Source organism: Streptomyces sp. NPDC014882, assembly GCF_043081325.1.
Taxonomy (GTDB): Bacteria; Actinomycetota; Actinomycetes; order Streptomycetales; family Streptomycetaceae; genus Streptomyces.
On the sequence record NZ_JBIBWL010000020.1, the window covers coordinates 114,875 to 132,142 of the forward strand.

At 75.3% G+C, this 17,268-nt stretch carries 14 protein-coding genes and 2 pseudogenes; 11 read left to right on the plus strand and 5 right to left on the minus strand.

The window, feature by feature from the left end:
* Positions 1-29 precede the first annotated feature (29 nt).
* The 4 genes from ACF09K_RS32215 to ACF09K_RS32230 are packed head-to-tail and all read left to right on the plus strand — an operon-like array spanning position 30 to position 5,250.
* On the plus strand, positions 30-587 hold the full coding sequence (locus tag ACF09K_RS32215) for a GNAT family N-acetyltransferase (RefSeq protein ID WP_392248866.1): 558 nt from the start codon (positions 30-32) through the stop codon (positions 585-587).
* A gap of 5 nt (positions 588-592) precedes the next feature.
* The gene (locus ACF09K_RS32220) at positions 593-2,131 is read left to right on the plus strand and encodes an ABC transporter substrate-binding protein (RefSeq protein WP_392248867.1); all 1,539 of its coding nucleotides are present in this window, start codon (positions 593-595) and stop codon (positions 2,129-2,131) included.
* Positions 2,132-2,134: 3 nt separating this feature from the next.
* A complete protein-coding gene (locus tag ACF09K_RS32225) occupies positions 2,135-4,021 on the plus strand; it encodes an ABC transporter permease subunit (RefSeq protein ID WP_392248868.1) in 1,887 nt (628 codons plus the stop codon).
* Positions 4,022-4,029: 8 nt separating this feature from the next.
* Positions 4,030-5,250, plus strand: a complete 1,221-nt coding sequence (locus tag ACF09K_RS32230) for an MDR family MFS transporter (protein WP_392248882.1) — start codon at positions 4,030-4,032, stop codon at positions 5,248-5,250.
* A 123-nt stretch (positions 5,251-5,373) separates the two neighbouring features.
* Here the strand turns inward: ACF09K_RS32230 and ACF09K_RS32235 are convergent, their stop codons facing one another.
* A complete protein-coding gene (locus ACF09K_RS32235) occupies positions 5,374-6,144 on the minus strand; it encodes a CDP-alcohol phosphatidyltransferase family protein (RefSeq protein ID WP_392248869.1) in 771 nt (256 codons plus the stop codon).
* 108 nt (positions 6,145-6,252) lie between these two features.
* On the opposite strand from ACF09K_RS32235, the gene ACF09K_RS32240 reads away from it, so the two are divergent.
* The 5 genes and pseudogenes from ACF09K_RS32240 to ACF09K_RS32260 all read left to right on the plus strand — a co-directional run.
* Positions 6,253-7,233: a zinc-binding alcohol dehydrogenase gene (locus ACF09K_RS32240; protein ID WP_392248870.1), complete on the plus strand. Its 981-nt coding sequence runs from the start codon at positions 6,253-6,255 to the stop codon at positions 7,231-7,233.
* 116 nt (positions 7,234-7,349) lie between these two features.
* Complete coding sequence (locus tag ACF09K_RS32245) at positions 7,350-7,748, plus strand: 6-pyruvoyl tetrahydropterin synthase family protein (RefSeq protein WP_392248871.1); 399 nt, start codon at positions 7,350-7,352, stop codon at positions 7,746-7,748.
* Positions 7,745-8,947: a glycosyltransferase family 4 protein gene (locus tag ACF09K_RS32250; protein WP_392248872.1), complete on the plus strand. Its 1,203-nt coding sequence runs from the start codon at positions 7,745-7,747 to the stop codon at positions 8,945-8,947. Before ACF09K_RS32245 ends, ACF09K_RS32250 begins: the two co-directional genes overlap by 4 nt.
* A complete protein-coding gene (locus ACF09K_RS32255; protein WP_392248873.1) occupies positions 8,944-10,038 on the plus strand; it encodes a class I SAM-dependent methyltransferase in 1,095 nt (364 codons plus the stop codon). Before ACF09K_RS32250 ends, ACF09K_RS32255 begins: the two co-directional genes overlap by 4 nt.
* A gap of 614 nt (positions 10,039-10,652) precedes the next feature.
* Positions 10,653-11,390: pseudogene (locus ACF09K_RS32260) on the plus strand (YbhN family protein); the annotation flags it as partial.
* Between the two features lie 140 nt (positions 11,391-11,530).
* On the opposite strand, the gene ACF09K_RS32265 reads toward ACF09K_RS32260, so the two are convergent.
* Positions 11,531-12,319 carry a creatininase family protein gene (locus ACF09K_RS32265; protein ID WP_392248874.1) on the minus strand — a complete coding sequence of 263 codons (789 nt, stop codon included), beginning with the start codon at positions 12,317-12,319 and terminating at the stop codon, positions 11,531-11,533.
* Between the two features lie 38 nt (positions 12,320-12,357).
* Between ACF09K_RS32265 and ribA the strand changes: the two genes are divergently transcribed.
* Entirely contained in the window at positions 12,358-13,017 is a 660-nt protein-coding gene (gene ribA, locus ACF09K_RS32270) for a GTP cyclohydrolase II (protein ID WP_392248875.1), read from the plus strand.
* 284 nt (positions 13,018-13,301) lie between these two features.
* Here ribA and ACF09K_RS32275 read toward each other — a convergent pair whose 3' ends face one another.
* Complete coding sequence (locus ACF09K_RS32275) at positions 13,302-14,531, minus strand: serine hydrolase domain-containing protein (RefSeq protein WP_392248876.1); 1,230 nt, start codon at positions 14,529-14,531, stop codon at positions 13,302-13,304.
* 393 nt (positions 14,532-14,924) lie between these two features.
* Between ACF09K_RS32275 and ACF09K_RS32280 the strand changes: the two genes are divergently transcribed.
* Positions 14,925-15,374 carry a TIGR03618 family F420-dependent PPOX class oxidoreductase gene (locus tag ACF09K_RS32280; protein WP_392248877.1) on the plus strand — a complete coding sequence of 150 codons (450 nt, stop codon included), beginning with the start codon at positions 14,925-14,927 and terminating at the stop codon, positions 15,372-15,374.
* A gap of 98 nt (positions 15,375-15,472) precedes the next feature.
* Here ACF09K_RS32280 and ACF09K_RS32285 read toward each other — a convergent pair whose 3' ends face one another.
* On the minus strand, positions 15,473-16,963 hold the full coding sequence (locus tag ACF09K_RS32285) for a membrane-associated oxidoreductase (RefSeq protein ID WP_392248878.1): 1,491 nt from the start codon (positions 16,961-16,963) through the stop codon (positions 15,473-15,475).
* Between the two features lie 140 nt (positions 16,964-17,103).
* Positions 17,104-17,268 (minus strand): annotated as a pseudogene (locus ACF09K_RS32290) (6-phosphogluconate dehydrogenase); the annotation flags it as partial.

The following is a 17,268-nucleotide window of genomic DNA, read 5'->3' on the forward strand; positions in this document are numbered from 1 at the left end:
GTGCTCGGCTTAATGCATATGATGTGCAAGTGCATGACTACTGCGTGAGGCCCGCGGGGCCCGACGACCTCGACGGTGCCCGAGCCGTCATGCTCGACACCGTCTACCGCGACTTCGGCACCGGCTACGTGCCCCGCTGGCACGGGGACATCGTCGACCCGGCCGCCGCCTACCTGGTGCCCGCCCGGCACACGCTGCTGGTCGCCGTGGACGGCGAGGGGCACGTCGTCGGCACCGGCGCACTCGATGCCCGCGGGCCCCTGCACCCGCCGAACCCGCGCCATGTCGCCGAGCGCTACCCCTCGGGCGCGACCGCCCAACTGCGCCGCGTCTACGTCCGCCCCGGACACCGGCGTCGCGGCCTCGCCCGGCGACTGGTCGCCGAACTGCTCGCCTTCGCCGCCGCCGACGGCGGATACCGGGCCGTCTACCTGCACACGGACCCGTCCGTGGAAGGTGCCGAAGCTTTCTGGCGGTCCCTCGGGCACGTCGTGCACGACGAGCGCCAGGAAGCGGAAGGAGGGCAGGGCATCGTGCACTTCGACATCCCCCTGAACGCCCGCACCCTCCACCTCACAGGCCGGTGACCCCTATGCGCTTCCCCCGCCGCCCACGGCGTCTCGCCGCCCTCCTGCTCACCCCGCTGCTCGTGCCGCCCCTCGCCGGCTGCTTCGCCTCCGGCGGCGGAGACGGCGGCGGCACGGCCGACGCGAAGGACGGCTCCCGGCTGCGCGTCGCCCTCGCCTTCCCGCCCGCCGAGAACCTCTCCCCGTACGGCGCCGACGCCACCATCCTCAGCCGGCTCGGCGTCACCGAGGGGCTCACCGCGCTCGACGCCAACGGCGCCGCCGCCCCCGCGCTCGCCGCGTCCTGGCGGCGCGAGAACGACCGCACCTGGCTGTTCACCCTGCGCGAGGCCGTCTTCCAGGACGGCACCGGCGTCACCCCGGCCGCCGTCGCCGCCTCCCTCGCCCACGCAGCCGAGGCCAGGCCCGCCCCGGCCGCCCTCTCCGGCGTGACCCTCACCGCCGAGGCCGACACCGGGACCGGCACCGGGGCCGGGGGCGCGGGCGCCGTCCGCGTCACCACGAAAGCGCCCGACCCCGTCCTCCCGTTGCGCCTGTCCAGTCCCAGCCTGGCGATCCTCTCCCCGAAGGCGTACGACGCGAAGGGCGCGGCCGACCCGGCCGGCACCGCCACCGGACCCTTCGAACTCACCGGCGTCGAGGGCAGCACCGGTGCCCGGCTCGACCGCTTCGACGACTACTGGGGCGGCCGCGCCCAGGCCTCCGGCATCGACGCCCGCTTCATCGCCGACGGCACCGCCCGCGCCAACGCCCTGCGCACCGGCCAGGTGGACGTCGCCGAGGCGATCCCCGTCGCCCAGGCCGCCGGCCTCGACGCGGACACGCGCCGCGAGACCGCCACCACCCGCACCACGAGCCTCCTCCTCAACGCCCGGTCCAAGGCCTTCGAGGACGCGTCGCTGCGTGCCGCCGCCCGCGCGGCCGTCGACACCTCCGTCCTGGCGAAGAACGTCTACGAAGGCCACGCGGACGCCGGCACCGGCATCTACGGCCCCGCCGTCACCTGGGCCGCGGGCAAGCGCACACCCCCCGCTGGGGCCGCCCGACCCGGCAAGCCCGCCGGCACCTCCATCACCCTCGCCACCTACGACAACCGGCCCGAACTCCCCGAAGTCGCCCAGGTGCTGAAGCAGCAGCTGGAGAAGGCCGGGTTCACGGTGAAGCTGACGGTGGGCGAGTACTCGCGGCTGGAGAGCGACGCCCTCGCCGGGAAGTTCGACGCCTTCGTGCTCGCCCGCAACACCCTCGTCGACACCGGTGACCCGGTCGCCGTCCTCGCCGGCGACCACACCTGCGCCGGCGGGTACAACCTCGCACAGCTCTGCGACAAGGCCGTCGACGCGGCGGTGGCCGGGGCCGAGCGCGCCGACGGCACCGCCGAGCGGCAGGACGCCGTCATGGCCGCCGAGGCCGCGATCCTGCGCACCGACACCGTCGTCCCCCTGGTGCACCAGCGCGTCATCACCGGCGTCGGTCCCCGGGTGAGCGGCGTACTCCTCGACCCGTACGAGCGCGTCCTCGTCGGCACCGGGACCCGGCGCTGATCCATGAGCGGCAAGGGGAGCGGAGCGAGCGGGGGAGACAGGGGAAGCAGGGCGGGCGCGCTGCTGTGGCGCGCCGCACTGGCCGCGCTGCTGGTGTGCGGGATCGGGCTGCTGCCCTGGCTCTCGCGCACCGACCCGGCGCTCACGGTCCTCAGGGCCCGGTCCGCCGACCGTGACCCCACCCCCGAGGTGCTCGCCGACATCCGGGCCCGACTCGGCCTCGACGAGGGCCCGTTGCGCCTGCTCGGCCGGTGGCTCGCCGGACTGCCGCGCGGGGACGCCGGACACTCGTGGACCTCCGGCTCCGCGGTCACGCCCGAGGCGCTCGGGGCGCTCGGCGTCTCCCTGCTGCTGATGGCGGTGGCCCTGCTCGTCGCCCTCGTCACGGCCGCCGCCGTGTGCGCCCGCACCCTCCGCCTCGGCGCCCGTCGCCGCCTCGACGGACGGCCGGCCGGAGGCTCGGGTCCGGCGGTGCTCGCCGCACTGCCGGAGTTCCTCACCGCGTCCGTGCTCGCCACCGTCGTCGGCGTGCAGTGGGGCTGGCTGCCGGCCCTCGGCTGGTACGGCCCGCAGTGGACGGTGCTGCCCGCGCTCGCCCTCGGCCTGCCCGCGGGCGCGGTCCTCGGCCGCCTCCTCGACGACCAGCTCCCCGGCGCCTTCGCCGAACCCTGGGCGCTGGCCGCCGCCGCCCGCGGACTGCCCGGCCGCGCCGTCGCCCGCCAGGCGCTGCGGCGCTGCGTGCCCGGACTGCTGCCCAACCTCGGACTGTTCGTCGTCGGCCTCACCGGTGGCTCGGTCGCCGTGGAACAGATCTTCGACATCCCCGGCCTCGGCCGCACCACCCTGCGGGCGGCCATCGCCCAGGACCTGCCCGTCCTCCAGGCCGGCACCCTCCTGCTGGTCGCCCTCGCGGCCGTCACCACGGCCGCCGCACGCCTGACCGCCCGCCGGCTCACCGGTCCCACGCTACGCGACGGCGCCCTCCAGAGCCTGCACCGGCCGCCCCCCGCACGGCCGTCGACCGCCCGCAGGATCCCGCTCCTCGCCTACGGCCTCCTGCTGACCGGCGTCATCACGGCCGGACTGCCCCGCGACCCCCTCGCCCTCGACACCGCCGCCCGCCTGCGGGCACCCTCCCTCACCCACCCCTTCGGCACCGACGCCCTCGGCCGGGACGTCCTCGCGCGGGTCGCCCACGGGGCCCTCGACACCCTGCTGCTCGCCCTCGCCGTCAGCGCGCTCGCCTGGCTCACCGGCGTTCTCCTCGGCTGCCTGCCCACGCTGTCCGGGCCGCTCGTCGACACCGTCAACGCCGTCCCGCCCGTCCTCGCCGCGCTCCTCGTCACCGCCGTCCAGGGCGGCGGCGCCGGCACGCCCGTCCTCGCGGTCGCCGCCGTGGCCTGGACGCCCCTGGCCGCACACACCTCCGCGCTGCTGCGGCAGGAGCGCGCCACCCTCCACCTGACCGCGACCCGCGCGCTGGGCGCCGGCCCCGTGTACCTGTGGAGAAGCGAACTCCTGCCCGCCGTCCTCCCGTCCGTCACCCGCCACGCCCTGCTGCGGCTGCCCGGCATCGCCCTCGCGCTGGCCTCCCTCGGCTTCCTCGGCCTCGGCGCCCAGCCCCCGTCCCCCGAGTGGGGGCTGCTCCTCGCCGAGAACCAGCCCTACGCCGAACGCGCCCCCTGGGCCGTCCTCGCCCCCGCCGCCGTCCTCGCCCTGCTGGGCGCGTTCGCGGTGACGGCGGCGGCAGGCGGGACGCGGGGGACCCGGCGCCGTACGGCTGCGACGGCTCGGGCGCGCGCCGACCAGCCGGGTGTCGCGTCCGGCCAGTCGGCTGTCGCATCCGACCAGCCGACCGCCGCGCCGGACCGGCCGGCAGGTGTCACGTGATCTCGCCGATGCTCCTGCGCGCTGCTCGGGAACGCACTCGGCTCCCGCCGTTCCCGCCGCTCCTGCGGCTCCTCGTCCTCACGCAACTCGCCTTCAACGTCGGCTTCTTCGCCGTGCTGCCCTTCCTCGCCGAACACCTCGGAGGGACGGTCGGGATGGCCGGCTGGACGGTCGGGTTCGTGCTGGGGCTGCGGACCTTCAGCCAGCAGGGGCTGTTCGTGGTGGGCGGTGCGCTCACCGACCGGTACGGCGTCCGGCCCGTGGTGCTCGCCGGCTGCGCACTGCGTGTCGCCGGGTTCTGGTGGCTCGGGTACGCCGAGCGGGCCTGGACGGTCGTCGGGGCGGTGCTCCTCATCGGGTTCGCCGCCGCGCTGTTCTCGCCCGCCGTCGAGTCGGAGGTGGTGCGGCAGGCCGTCGCGTGGGAGGAGTCGGGGGGCGGGCCCCGGACGAGGGTGCTGGCGTCGTTCACCGTCGCCGGGCAGGCCGGCGCGTTCGTCGGACCCCTGCTCGGCGCGCTGCTGCTGGCGGTCGACTTCCGCGCGGTGTGCCTGGCCGGAGCCGGCGTCTTCGTCGTGGTCCTCGCGGGCCACGCCCGGCTGCTGCCCCGGCACGTTCCCGGCCGTGCCCGCGCCCGGGTGCGCGGAGGCGTCGGACCGTTGCTGCGCAACCGACGCTTCCTGGCGCTGTGCTGCGCGTACGGTGCCCACCTCCTCGCCTACAACCAGCTCTACCTCGCGCTGCCCGCCGAGGTGGAACGCGCCACCGGTTCCCAGACGCCGCTGGCCTGGCTGTTCGCGCTGTCGTCCCTGCTGGTGGTGACCGCGCAGCTGCCGGTCACCCGGTGGGTGGGGGAGCGGCTCGCCCCGCGCCGCTCCATGGCGGCCGGACTGGCGGTGATCTCCGCCGGGTCCGGCGTCGTCGCCCTCACGGTGCCCTCCGGGGCGACCGGGACGACGGGGCTGCTGCCCGCCGCCGGGTTCGTCGTCCTCCTCACCCTCGGCCAGATGCTGGTGGCGCCCGCCGCGCGGGCCTGGCTTCCCGACCTCGCGGAGGAGGGGCGGCTCGGGCTGTACACGGGCGCGCTGTCGTCCGTCTCCGGCCTGATCGTGCTGGCCGGCAGCGCGGTCACGGGCGTCCTGCTCGACGGGGGCCTGCCGGCGGCCGCGCCGTGGGCCGTGCTGGCGGCCGTACCGGCGGGGGCGGTGCTGTTGCTGCCACGGCGGGGGTAGAGGGCTCCCGCCGGCTGCCCACCTTCCAGTTCCAGGGTTCCGCCCCTCCCTGAAGCAGGCCCTCCCCCGAGGGAAGACCGACTGCCGTGGCGCACCGCAGGTGTTCCGGCGTCCCGGACGTCCTCAGCGCGCCGCCAGCTCCAGCACCATCGGCTCGGTGGCCGACCCCTCGGCGACGGCCGCCCGCGACTCCCGCCACAGCCACACCACGTCCCGCCCGAAGGACCACAGCAGCAGGGCCAGGGCCAGCAGCGCCACCGCGAAGTTGCCGGCGTACGGCAGCAGGTCCGCGCCGGCGACCAGCAGGCAGACGCCCTGCAGCGCGGCGACCGTCTTGCGGGCGAAGGACGGGGGCAGCGGGGCGTTCAGCCACGGGGCCACGCGGGCCGCGGCGACGAAGGCGTAACGCATGCCGCCGATCAGGAGGACCCAGGGGCCCAGCTCCAGGGAGACGTACACGCTGAGCACCAGGATCAGGAACGCGTCGACCTCCATGTCGAAGCGCGCGCCCAGAGCCGTCGAGGTGCCCGTGCGGCGGGCCACCTTGCCGTCCACACCGTCCAGCAGCAGGGCCACGGCCGTCAGGCCGACCAGCAGGGACACCGGCGGCGCGCTCACGAAGGAGTCCGCCACCAGGGCCGTCACCCCGCCGACCAGGGTGGCCCGGCCGAGGGTGACCCGGTTCGCCGGGCCGAAGGTGCGCAGACCCGAGCGGTGCAGCGCCCGTGAGAGCACCGCCCAGGTGGCCGCGGCGAAGACGAGGCCGGTCACCCAGCCCGCCGGGCCCAGGCCGATCGCCGTGCCGAGCAGGGCCAGCACCAGGATCTGCACGCCCGCTCCCACAGCGGTCTCCTGCTGGACCGGCCTCGCGTCGTAAATGTCGTTCAGGGCCACCGCACATCCTCCGGCCAGGTGACAGAGTCGATCAAGGCCGCGTACTGTGCGCGACCTGTGCCACACCTCGGTACGTGAGCAAGTTCCCGAACGTTCAGGAGGACGCCGATGAACCGCACCGCACGTGCGTTCTGGATCGGTTCGCCCGGTCGCGGCGAGATCCGCGACGTGGCCCTGCCGGATCCGGCGGAGGGCGAGGTCGTCGTCCGTTCGCTGTACTCCGGGGTCAGCCGCGGCACGGAGACGCTCGTCTTCCGCGGCGGGGTCCCGGAGAGCCAGCACGCGGTGATGCGGGCGCCGTTCCAGGAGGGCGACTTCCCGGCGCCCGTGAAGTACGGCTACCTCAACGTGGGGGTGGTGGAGGAGGGGCCCCGGGAGCTGACCGGGCGCACCGTCTTCTCCCTGTTCCCGCACCAGACCCGCTTCGTCGTCCCGGCGGACGCGGTCACCGTCGTACCGGACCCGGTGCCCGCCGGACGGGCCGTCCTGGCCGGCACCGTCGAGACGGCCGTGAACGCCCTGTGGGACGCGGCGCCCCTGGTCGGCGACCGGATCGCGGTGGTCGGCGGCGGCATGGTCGGCTGCTCGGTGGCCGCGCTGCTGCGCCGCTTCCCGGGCGTGCGCGTGCAGTTGGTGGACGCCGATCCGGCACGGGCGAGGACCGCCGAGGCGCTGGGCGTCGACTTCGCCTCCCCCGAGGAGGCGTCGGGCGGCTGCGACCTGGTCGTGCACGCCAGCGCCACCGAGCAGGGACTCACCCGGTCCCTGGAACTGCTGAGCGCCGAGGGCACCGTCCTCGAACTGAGCTGGTACGGCGACCGGACGGTCTCCCTCCCGCTCGGCGAGGCCTTCCACTCCCGGCGGCTGGTGATCCGCAGCAGCCAGGTCGGCACCGTCTCCCCGCGCCGCGCGAACCGCAGTTACGCCGACCGGCTCGCCCTCGCGCTCGACCTGCTCGCCGATCCGGCGCTCGACGCCCTCGTCACCGGAGAGAGCGCGTTCGAGGAGCTGCCCGAGGTGATGCCGGCGCTCGCCGACGGCCGGATTCCGGCGCTGTGCCACCGCGTCAGGTACGACGCGAGCGCCTGACCTGAGAAAAGAGTGGGATCCGGCTGAACACGGGGAAGCGATGAGCCGTACTACACGGCATCCCCCGGCGGCCGATGGCCGGGGGACCAGACGCGCCGCACCTGGAGGGTCGTCCGTTGTTCAGTGTCACCGTTCGCGATCACATCATGATCGCCCACAGCTTCCGCGGTGAGGTCTTCGGACCCGCTCAGCGCCTGCACGGAGCGACGTTCCTCGTGGACGCCACCTTCCGCCGCGAGCAGCTCGACGACGACAACATCGTCGTCGACATCGGCCTGGCGACCCAGGAACTCGGCTCCGTAGTGAGCGAGTTGAACTACCGGAACCTCGACAACGAGCCCGACTTCGCCGGAGTCAACACCTCCACCGAGTTCCTCGCCAAGGTGATCGCCGACCGGCTCGCCGAGCGGATCCACCGGGGCGCGCTCGGCGAGGGCGCCCGGGGCATCGCCGCCCTCTCCGTCACCCTGCACGAGTCGCACGTCGCCTGGGCGAGTTACGAGCGTGCGCTGTGACCGACGTGACGATGGAAAAGGCCCCGCTCGCCTACCTGCCCGCGCAGCCGGCGGCCCCGAAGACCGGCCCGGCGGCCCCGAAGACCGGGGGGATCATCCCCATGTCCCTGCGTTCCGTGCACTTCGTCATGCCCGGCGGTGTCGACGACCCGGCGAACCCCAGCGGCGGCAACGCCTACGACCGCCGCGTCTGCCTGGACCTCCCCGGCTTCGGCTGGCAGGTCCACCAGCACCGGGTCGTCGGCGAATGGCCCCGCCCGGGAACCGCCGCCCGCACCGAACTGGCCCGCACACTCAGGCAGTTGCCCGACGACACGGTCGTCCTGCTGGACGGGCTGGTGGCCTGCGGCGTCCCGGAGATCGTCGTACCGGAGGCGGAACGGCTGCGGCTCGCCGTCCTGGTGCACCTGCCCCTCGGTGACGAGACCGGACTCGACCCGGTGCTCGCCGCCGAACTCGACGCCAGGGAACGGGCGGTGCTGCGCGCCGTCCCCGCGGTGATCGCCACCAGCGACTGGGCGGTACGCCGTCTCGTCTCGCACCACGGCCTCGCCCCGGACAAGGTGCACGAGGCCGCACCGGGCGCCGACATCGCCCCCCTCGCCTCCGGCACCGACGGCGTCTCCCGCCTGCTGTGCGTGGCCGCGGTGACCCCCCGCAAGGGCCAGCACCGGCTGATCGAGGCGCTGGCCTCGGTGACCGAACTGCCGTGGACCTGCTCCTGCGTCGGCGGCCTCGGCCAGGACCCGGAGTACGTCGCCCACCTGCGCGGCCTCATCCGCGAGCACGGCCTCCAGGACCGGCTGGAGCTGGCGGGCCCCAAGGCGGGCGCCCAGCTCGACGCCGCGTACGCCACCGCCGACCTGATGGTCCTCACCTCCTACGCCGAGACCTACGGCATGGCGGTCACCGAGGCCCTCGCCCGCGGCATCCCCGTCCTCGCGACCGACGTGGGCGGCGTGCCCGAGGCGGTCGGCCGCGCCCCCGACGGCGGCGTCCCCGGCATCCTCGTGCCCCCGGAGGACCCGGCCGCCTTCGCCGCCGAACTGCGCGGCTGGTTCGGCGAGGCGGACGTGCGGCGCCGGCTGAAGGCGGCCGCACGGAGCCGGCGGGCGGCTCTCGGCGGCTGGGCGAGCACCGCTCAGCGCCTGGCCGGCGTCCTCGGCCGGCTGCCCGGCGCACCCCGGAGGGCGGCATGAGGGAGACCACGGTGACCCCGGCCGACCCGGCAGGGCAGGACGGACAGGGCGGGCAGGACGTGCAGGGCGGACAGGACGTGCGGAGCGTGCAGGGCGGGCAGGGCGAGTGGGGCACGGCCCGGCCCGGCCCCCGCGGGACGTCCTCGGACGGGAACGCGCGGACCTCCGGCGTCATCGCGGGCGCCGGCCCGGTGACCCGCCCCGGTGAACGGCCGACCGTACGGCTGCGGGAGGGCGACGGGGACGACACGGCCCAGGAGCCGCCCCGCTACGCCCCCGAGTGGCTGCGGCTGCGCGAGCCCGCCGACGCCGCCGCGCGGGCGGCCGGCCTGCTGGACCCGCTGCGGATCCGGCTGGCCGACCTGCCCGGCCGCACCGGCGGACTCGTCGTGCACGACCTGGGCTGCGGCACCGGCTCGATGGGCCGCTGGCTCGCCCCCCGCCTGGACGGTCCGCAGCACTGGATCCTGCACGACCGCGACCCCTACCTGCTGCACTTCGCGGCCGTCGGCTCCGCGCGGACCGCCGCCGACGGCAGCCGGGTCACCGTCGAGACCCGGCGCGGCGACGTCGCCCGGCTGACCCCGGACGCCCTGGCCGGCGCCTCGCTGGTGACCGCGTCGGCGCTGCTGGACGTCCTCACCCGCGAGGAGGTCGACACCCTCGCCGCGGCCTGCGCGGGCGCCGGCTGCCCCGCCCTGCTGACCCTCTCCGTGGCGGGGCGCGTCGAACTGACCGCTCCCGACCCGATGGACGAGGAGATCGCCGCCGCCTTCAACGACCACCAGCGGCGCGGCGGCCTCCTCGGCCCCGACGCGGTCACCGCGGCCTGCGAGGCGTTCGCCGGCCACGGCGCGACCGTGCAGGTGCACCCCAGCGCCTGGCGGCTCGGCCCCGACGAGGCCGCGCTCACCGCCCAGTGGCTGCGCGGCTGGGTCGGCGCCGCCGTCGAGGAGCGCCCCGGCCTCGCGGCCCGCGCCGAGACCTACCTCGCGGCCCGGCTGGCGGCCTGCGCGGCCGGTGAACTCCACGTCACCGTCCACCACAGCGACCTCCTCGCCCTGGCCCGGCCCACGGACGGCGTCCGATGAACACGGAGACGGCGGGCGCACGCGTCCCGGCGCCGGCACCACCGGCGCGGTGCGAGCGGACGTCCCCGCGACGGCCCCGGCGCGACGACGTCGCACGGTCGGCCGCGCACCTGTCGGCGTCCCGCACGGCGACCGTGGAGGGGCCCCCGGTCGGCACGGCGACGGCGCACGCGCCCCTGGCCGGTACGGCGACCGTGGGCGTGTCCCCGGTGGGGACGGCGGCCGTGGAGGTGCTCCCGGTGGGTACGGCGACGGCGCACGAGCCCCTGGTCGGCACGGGTCCGGCGACCGGGCGCGTCCCCCTGCCCCGTACGCCGGCCGGGCACGTTCCCGGGGCCGGTGCGGTGACGGGAACGTGCCCGGTGCCTGACGCCCCCGACGGCCCCACCGGCCTTGCCGTCTCCGCAGGTCCCACCGGCCCCGCAGGTTCCACCGACCCCATCGGTCCCGCCGGCCTCGCAGGCTCCACCGGCCCCGCCGTCCCCGAGGACCGCACCGGCGTGATCGTGGCCGAACCGGCCCCGCGGCCGGCCGTGCCCTCCCGCTTCGCGGCACTGCGGGCCCACGGCGGCACCCTCGCCGGGGTCCTGATCCTCGGCGTCCTGCTGTGGCGGATGGGTACCGGCCCCGTCGTGGACGGACTGCGGCGCGTCGACGCCGCCACCCTGCTCCTCGGGCTCGGGATCGGCGCCGTCACCACCGTGTTCAGCGCGTGGCGCTGGGCGCTGGTGGCCCGCGGCCTGCGGATCCGGCTACCGCTCGGGCCCGCCGTCGCCGACTACTACCGCTCGCTGTTCCTCAACGCCGCCCTGCCCGGCGGCATCCTCGGCGACGTGCACCGCGCCGTGCGCCACGGGCGGAGCGCCGGCGACGTCGGACGCGGCGTGCGGGCCGTCGTCCTGGAGCGCACGGCGGGGCAACTCGCGCTGGCCCTGGCCGGAGTGACGATCCTGCTGACCCTGCCGTCCCCCGTCATGGCGGACGTACGGCACTTCGCGCCGGCCGTCGGCCTCGGCGCGGTCGGCGCGCTCGCCGTCGTCCTCGCCGTGCGGATGAACTCCCCGGCGGGCCGCCGGGGCGGCCGGCTGCGCAGGGCGCTCGGCGAGGCGCGCGAGGGACTGCTGTCCCGGCGCAACGGACCGGGTGTCGCCCTGTCCTCGGCGATCGTCCTGGCCGGACATCTGGCCACCTTCGTCGTGGCCGCCCGTGCGGCCGGCTCCGCCGCCCCCGTGCTCACGCTGCTGCCGCTGGCGGTCCTCGCGCTGCTCGCGATGGGAGTGCCGCTGAACGTCGGCGGCTGGGGGCCCCGCGAGGGCGTCACCGCCTGGGCGTTCGGCGCCGCCGGACTCGGCGCGAGCACCGGGCTGGCCGTCGCCGTCGTGTACGGGGTGCTCAGCTTCGCGGCCGCCCTGCCCGGCCTCGCCGTCCTCGTCGCCCGCCGGCGCACGGCCTCCGGCGCCGTCGCGCCGGAGGCGGAGCCCGGCGCCGCGCGTCACACGGGACCGCCCGCGGAATCCTCCGCCGTGGTCCCGGAGGTCAGTATCGAGAAATACGCCCCGAAGGAATCCGTCAGGCTCGACAGGAGTTCCTTCCCCTTTTCCGCGGACCCCAGGGAGGGACGGCCGATGACGCCCGAATCGGTATAGGCGGACATTCCCAGGGTGAGCAGATGGCGACGGTCGTCCGCGGTGAAATCGGCGGACTCGTAACCGGGCCGGACGAGTTCGGGATGGGTGTGCAGCAGGATCGAGGTCTCGATCTCCCCGGCGTGCATGTCGGTGAGCAGCGAGGTCGACACCCCGGACGCGGCCCGGGCCGTCTCCCAGTCCTCCGGGGCCGGGAAGAGCGCCATCCGCTCGCCGCGTGCGGAGGACTCCTGGACCGCGTTGCCCAGGACGTAGTTCCCGCCGTGTCCGTTGACGAGCACCAGGGCCTCGACGCCCGAGCGGCGCAGTGAGGCCGCGATGTCCTGTACCACCGCGTGAAGGGTGACGGCGGAGATGCTGACGGTTCCCGGCCAGTCCGCGTGCTCGTGCGAGCAGGCGATGGTCACCGGGGGGAGGAGGTGCACCGGATACGCGGCGGCCAACTCCCGTGCTATCGCGCACGCGACGAGCGTGTCGGTGGCCAGCGGCAGGTACGGCCCGTGCTGTTCGAAGCTCCCGACGGGCAGCACCGCCACCTGGACCGGGACGTCCGCGCCGCGCGAGCGCACGTCCTCGGTGGTGTCCGCGGGCACGATTCCGTACGCCTGCGCCGTCCGCATTCCCGAACCACTCATCTTTTCCCGGCCTTTCGTCTCTGCTTAGGAACCAGATCATGACAGACAAATTTGGCGTGCTCGGCAAGAAGTCCCCCCAGCGCACCGGTGTGGAACGCGTGGTGAATGCACCGCTGCCCACCGTGTACGGCAAATTCCAGGCGATCGGTTACCTCGACCACGACCGCGGCGACGAGCAGGTGGCCCTGGTGTACGGCGATCCCGGCACCGAGAACGTGCTGACCCGGCTGCACTCGGAGTGCCTCACCGGTGACGCGTTCGGCTCCCAGCACTGCGAGTGCGGCGACCAGCTCGATTCGGCGCTGCGGGCCGTCGTCGCCGAGGGCCGGGGCGTCGTCGTCTACCTGCGCGGGCACGAGGGCCGGGGCATCGGGCTGCTGGGCAAGCTGCGGGCGATGGCGCTCCAGGCGGAGGGCCTGGACACCGTCGAGGCGAACGTGGCGCTGGGCTTCCCGGTGGACGCGCGGGACTACAAGGTGGCCGCCGAGATCCTGCGCGACCTGGGCGTGCGCTCCGTCCGCCTGATGTCGAACAACCCGCGCAAGCGGGAGGCGCTGGTGGACCACGGCATCCAGGTCGCCGAGGAGGTGCCGCTGCTGATCGAGCCGTGCGAGAACAACATCACGTACCTGCGCACCAAGCGCGAGCGGCTGGACCACCGCCTGCCCCACCTGGACGCGGTCGCGCACTGGTCCTGAGCGGAGCGGTCCCGGGCACAGCGGCCTTGACCGAGCCGGTCCCGACCACGGCGGCCGTGACCGAGCGGGCCGTGAGTGTGCCGGTCCTGACCACGGCGGCCGTGATCGAGCGGGCCGTGACCGAGCCGGTCGCGAGCGCGCCGGCCGTGACCGTGCGGGTCACGACCGAGCCGGCGTGACCGTGCGGGCCGTGACCGTGCCGGTCGTGGGCGCCCGCGTCCCGAGCACGTGACGCGGGCCGCCGCGACGCCCGGTGGTCACGGCGGCCCGCCCGGGCCCGCCGGTCAGTCCCTGACCGCTTCGTGGACCAGCCGCTTGAGGTCGGGGTAGAGCTTCAGCGACCTCCTCGGCCGCACCTGCGTGAGGAACTGGACGGTGAGGTCGCGGCCCGGGTCGACCCAGAACGTCGTCGTGGCCACCCCGCTCCAGCCGTAGGTGCCGGGTCCGCAGGGCGCCTCGGTGCGTTCCGGGTCGATCACCACGGAGACCCCGAGGCCGAAGCCGACGCCGTCGTTGCCGGGCACGTCGTGGGCGGGACGGCTGCCGACCGTGCGCAGGTCGGCGCCGCCGGGCAGCTGGTTGCGGGTCATCAGGTCCACCGTCGCGGGCTCCAGCAGGCGGGTGCCGTCGAGTTCGCCGCCACGGCGCAGCAACTCCGTGAAGCGGTGGACGTCGTACGCGGTCGCCACCATGCCGCCGCTCCCGGACAGGAAGCGGGGCCGCCCGGACAGGGGCAGTCCCGGGATCGGCTCGATCCCGCCGTCCTCGGTGTCGCCGTACAACTCGGCGAGCCGCCCGGCCTGTTCGCCGGTGACCTGGAAACCGGCGTCGGGCATGCCGAGGGGACGGAAGATCCGTTCGGCGAGGAACTCGTCGAGGGGGCGGCCGGAGACGACCTCGATGACGCGCCCCAGGACGTTGGTGGCCACCGAGTAGTTCCACTGCGTGCCGGGCTCGAACTGGAGCGGCAGGCGCGCGTACGCCTCGACGGTCCCGGCCAGGTCCGAGCCCGGCAGCACCGCCGACTCCAGCCCGGCCTCGCGGTACAGGGCGTCGACCGGGTGGCAGCGGTAGAAGGCGAAGGTCAGGCCCGCGGTGTGGGTCATCAGGTGCCGTACGAGCATCGGCTGCGCGGCCGGGCGGGTCTCGAGGTCCGCGCCGGAGCCCCGGACGTACACGCGCTGGTCGGTGAAGACCGGCAGATGCGCGGCGACCGGGTCGTCGAGCGAGAGCCGGCCCTCCTCCACCAGCATCAGCGCGGCGACCGAGGTGACCGGCTTGGTCATCGAGTAGATCCGCCACAGGGTGTCGGACTCGACGGGGAGTCCCGCGGCGACGTCGCGCCGGCCGTGGGTGGTGAGGTGCGCGACCCGGCCGCCGCGGGTGACGGCCAGGAGGAAACCGGGCAGGCGCCCCTCGTCGACGTAGCGGGCGACGTGCCGGTCGAGGCGGTCCAGCGCCTTCCCGTCCAGCCCCACCTCGCCCGGGTCGACCTGTTGTCGCAGCTGTGCCATCGCTGTCCTCCGGTGCGTTCGGTCAAAGCGGGTTCCGGCCTACCCCGTCGGAACGGCCCCAGACCTCATCGTCGCCCAGGGACGGCCGGAAAGGACCCCTTTCCGCGGCGTGAACGGGGCGCCCCGCGTCCCCCGGGCCGCGGGCTCCCGGCCAGCGGCGGTGAGGGCGAGTGTGCCGAAGAACAGCGCCGGCACCACGTCCGGCAGGAACACGGTCCACCCCCCGGAAGCCCAGCACGCCCACCGCGAACGTACGCCGGTGGCCGTACCGGCCGCCGAACCCTCCGGCGAACACCGGCAGGCCCACCACGGCGACGAGATACCCGGCGCCGGTCCACCGGACCCGGGGGAGGGCCGGGGAATGCGGACGCGTCCCGCACCGGTTGTGCGGACATGACTCAGGACTCCACGCAGCACGCCCTGCTCGCACTGGTCTCCGACGACCGGGGCGGGGTGCTGGTCACCCTCAAGCGGGACGGACGCCCGCAGCTGTCGAACGTCAGCCACCACTACGACCCGGACGAGGGCGTCATCCGGATCTCCGTCACCGACGGCCGGGCGAAGACCCGCAACCTGCGCCGCGACCCGCGCGTCTCCTACCACGTCTCCACGCCCGACCGCCGTGCCTACACGGTCGTCGAGGGCACCGCCGACCTCTCACCGGTGGCCGGGCACCCCTACGACGACACGGTCGAGGAACTCGTCCGGCTCTACCGCGACGTCCAGGGCGAGCACCCCGACTGGGAGGACTACCGCGCCGCCATGGTCCGCGACCGCCGCCTCGTGGTCCGCGTGCGCGTGGAACGGGCCTACGGCATCCCCAGGGGAGGCGCCGACGGGTAGCGGGTCCCTGACCGCGCGGGCACGTCCGCGCCCCCGGCACCTCCGGGCGTTGCTCGGCGTGCGGCACCACCACGCCCGGCTTCAGCCGGGAGCGCACCTCAAGGGCGGCTGACCGTCCTCGTCACACCGGCGACCACGGTCGTGGCCAGGAGCCAGCCGGTCAGGATCAGGACGTACGACAGGCCCCGGTGCCAGCCGGACGGGGCGAACGCGGTCTCCTGGCCGAACGAGACGACCGGCAGGAGCAGGTCGAGCGTGTAGAAGACCGGGTCGAAGTCGGGGGCCTCGGACGCCTTCAGCGCACGCGGGTGCTCCAGCGCGAACGCCACCGACCCGGCCGCCAGCAGCGACAGCAGCCAGCCGGCGGCCCGCAGCGGGCGGAAGCCGTAGCCGACGGCGGCGTCCTGCAGGTGCCCCCACAGCCGGCCGTACCAGGGGAGCGTGCCCCGGTGCCGGCGCAGCTTGGCGAGCTGCACCAGCCGGGCGGCCCGGTCGTCCCCGGTGCGGCGGTAGGCGGCGGTGAGCTGCTCGTAGGCGTGCGGGTCGAACGCGCCGTCGTCGCGTTCCAGCATGGGCAGCCGGCGTTCGGCGGGCTCGTGCGGGGTGAGGAAGGTGTAGGTGAGGTCGAGCAGCCGCACCTGGCCGGGCAGCATCTCCGGCTCGACGTGGAGCTGGCTGATCTCGGCGCGCCGCAGGTTGAGCCTGCCCTCGACCGGAGGGCCCCCGCGCAGCCACAGCTCGCCGATCGAGCAGCTGCCGGCCCGCAGGGCGGTGCCGCCGGGGCAGGAGAGCGTCGCGTACAGCAGGTCGATCCGGCCGGGTACGCGCGCGCCGCGCAGGTCGATCCGGCCGCGGGCGCGCATGCGGCGGCCGATGAGGTGGGCGCCGACCTCGAGGGACTCCCCGTCCAGGACGTGCGCCCCCGGGTTGCTCAGCTCGGCTTCCTCCAGGTCGATCGAGCCGGCCACGCTCGCGCCGTCGAGCCGGATCAGGCCGCGGGTGCGCAGCCCGCGGGCGCAGAGGTCGTCGTCGACGGAGATCCGGTTGAGCTGGAGCACGGTCCGCGCCGGACCGCCCGCACCGGCCTGCCCGCCGATCTCCGCGTCGTCGAGGTACAGGGCCCCCGAGATCTGGGCCCTGCCGAGGCTCACCGCGCCGTCGACGCGGCAGTGGGTCAGGCGCAGTCCGCCGTCGATCCGGCAGTGCTCCGCCGACAGGCCCGGCAGTACGGAGCCGCGCAGGGTGACGTAGCCGAGCCGGGCGCCGGAGAGGCGGGGCGCCTCGTCGAAGCGGCAGTGGTGGAGGCGGATGACGCTGTCGACGGTCGCGTACCGCAGGTCGAGCACACCGGTGATGCGGGCCCCGACGACCATGAGGGCCGCCACTTCCCCCGGCTCGCGGGGGCCGTCGAGGAGCAGCGCCCGCAACACGGCCGCCCGCAGGGTCCGTTCGGGCCCGTCCTGCTCGTCCGCGGCACCCGCGGTGCTCCCAGTACTCCCGGTGCTCCCGGTGCGGAAGTCGACGGTCCGTGCCCTGGCGAAGGCCCGCCAGACGCGCCGCTCGGCAGGTGTCAGATCGTCGATCTCCATCAGCGGCGACTCTGGCCGGTCCTCCGTACGGTGTCAACCGGTATCCGACGGACCGTCAGCATCCTTGGCACGCACGGGGAGCGGGGCGGATCCGGCCGGACCCGCCCCGCTCATGGGGCGGAAGCGCCCCGCGGCCGGACCTACGGCTTGGCCGACTCGACCGCGTGGCCGCCGAACTGGTTGCGCAGGGCGGCGATCATCTTCATCTGGGGCGAGTCCTCCTGGCGGGAGGCGAACCGCGCGAACAGCGAGGCCGTGATGGCCGGGAGCGGCACCGCGTTGTCGATGGCGGCCTCGACGGTCCA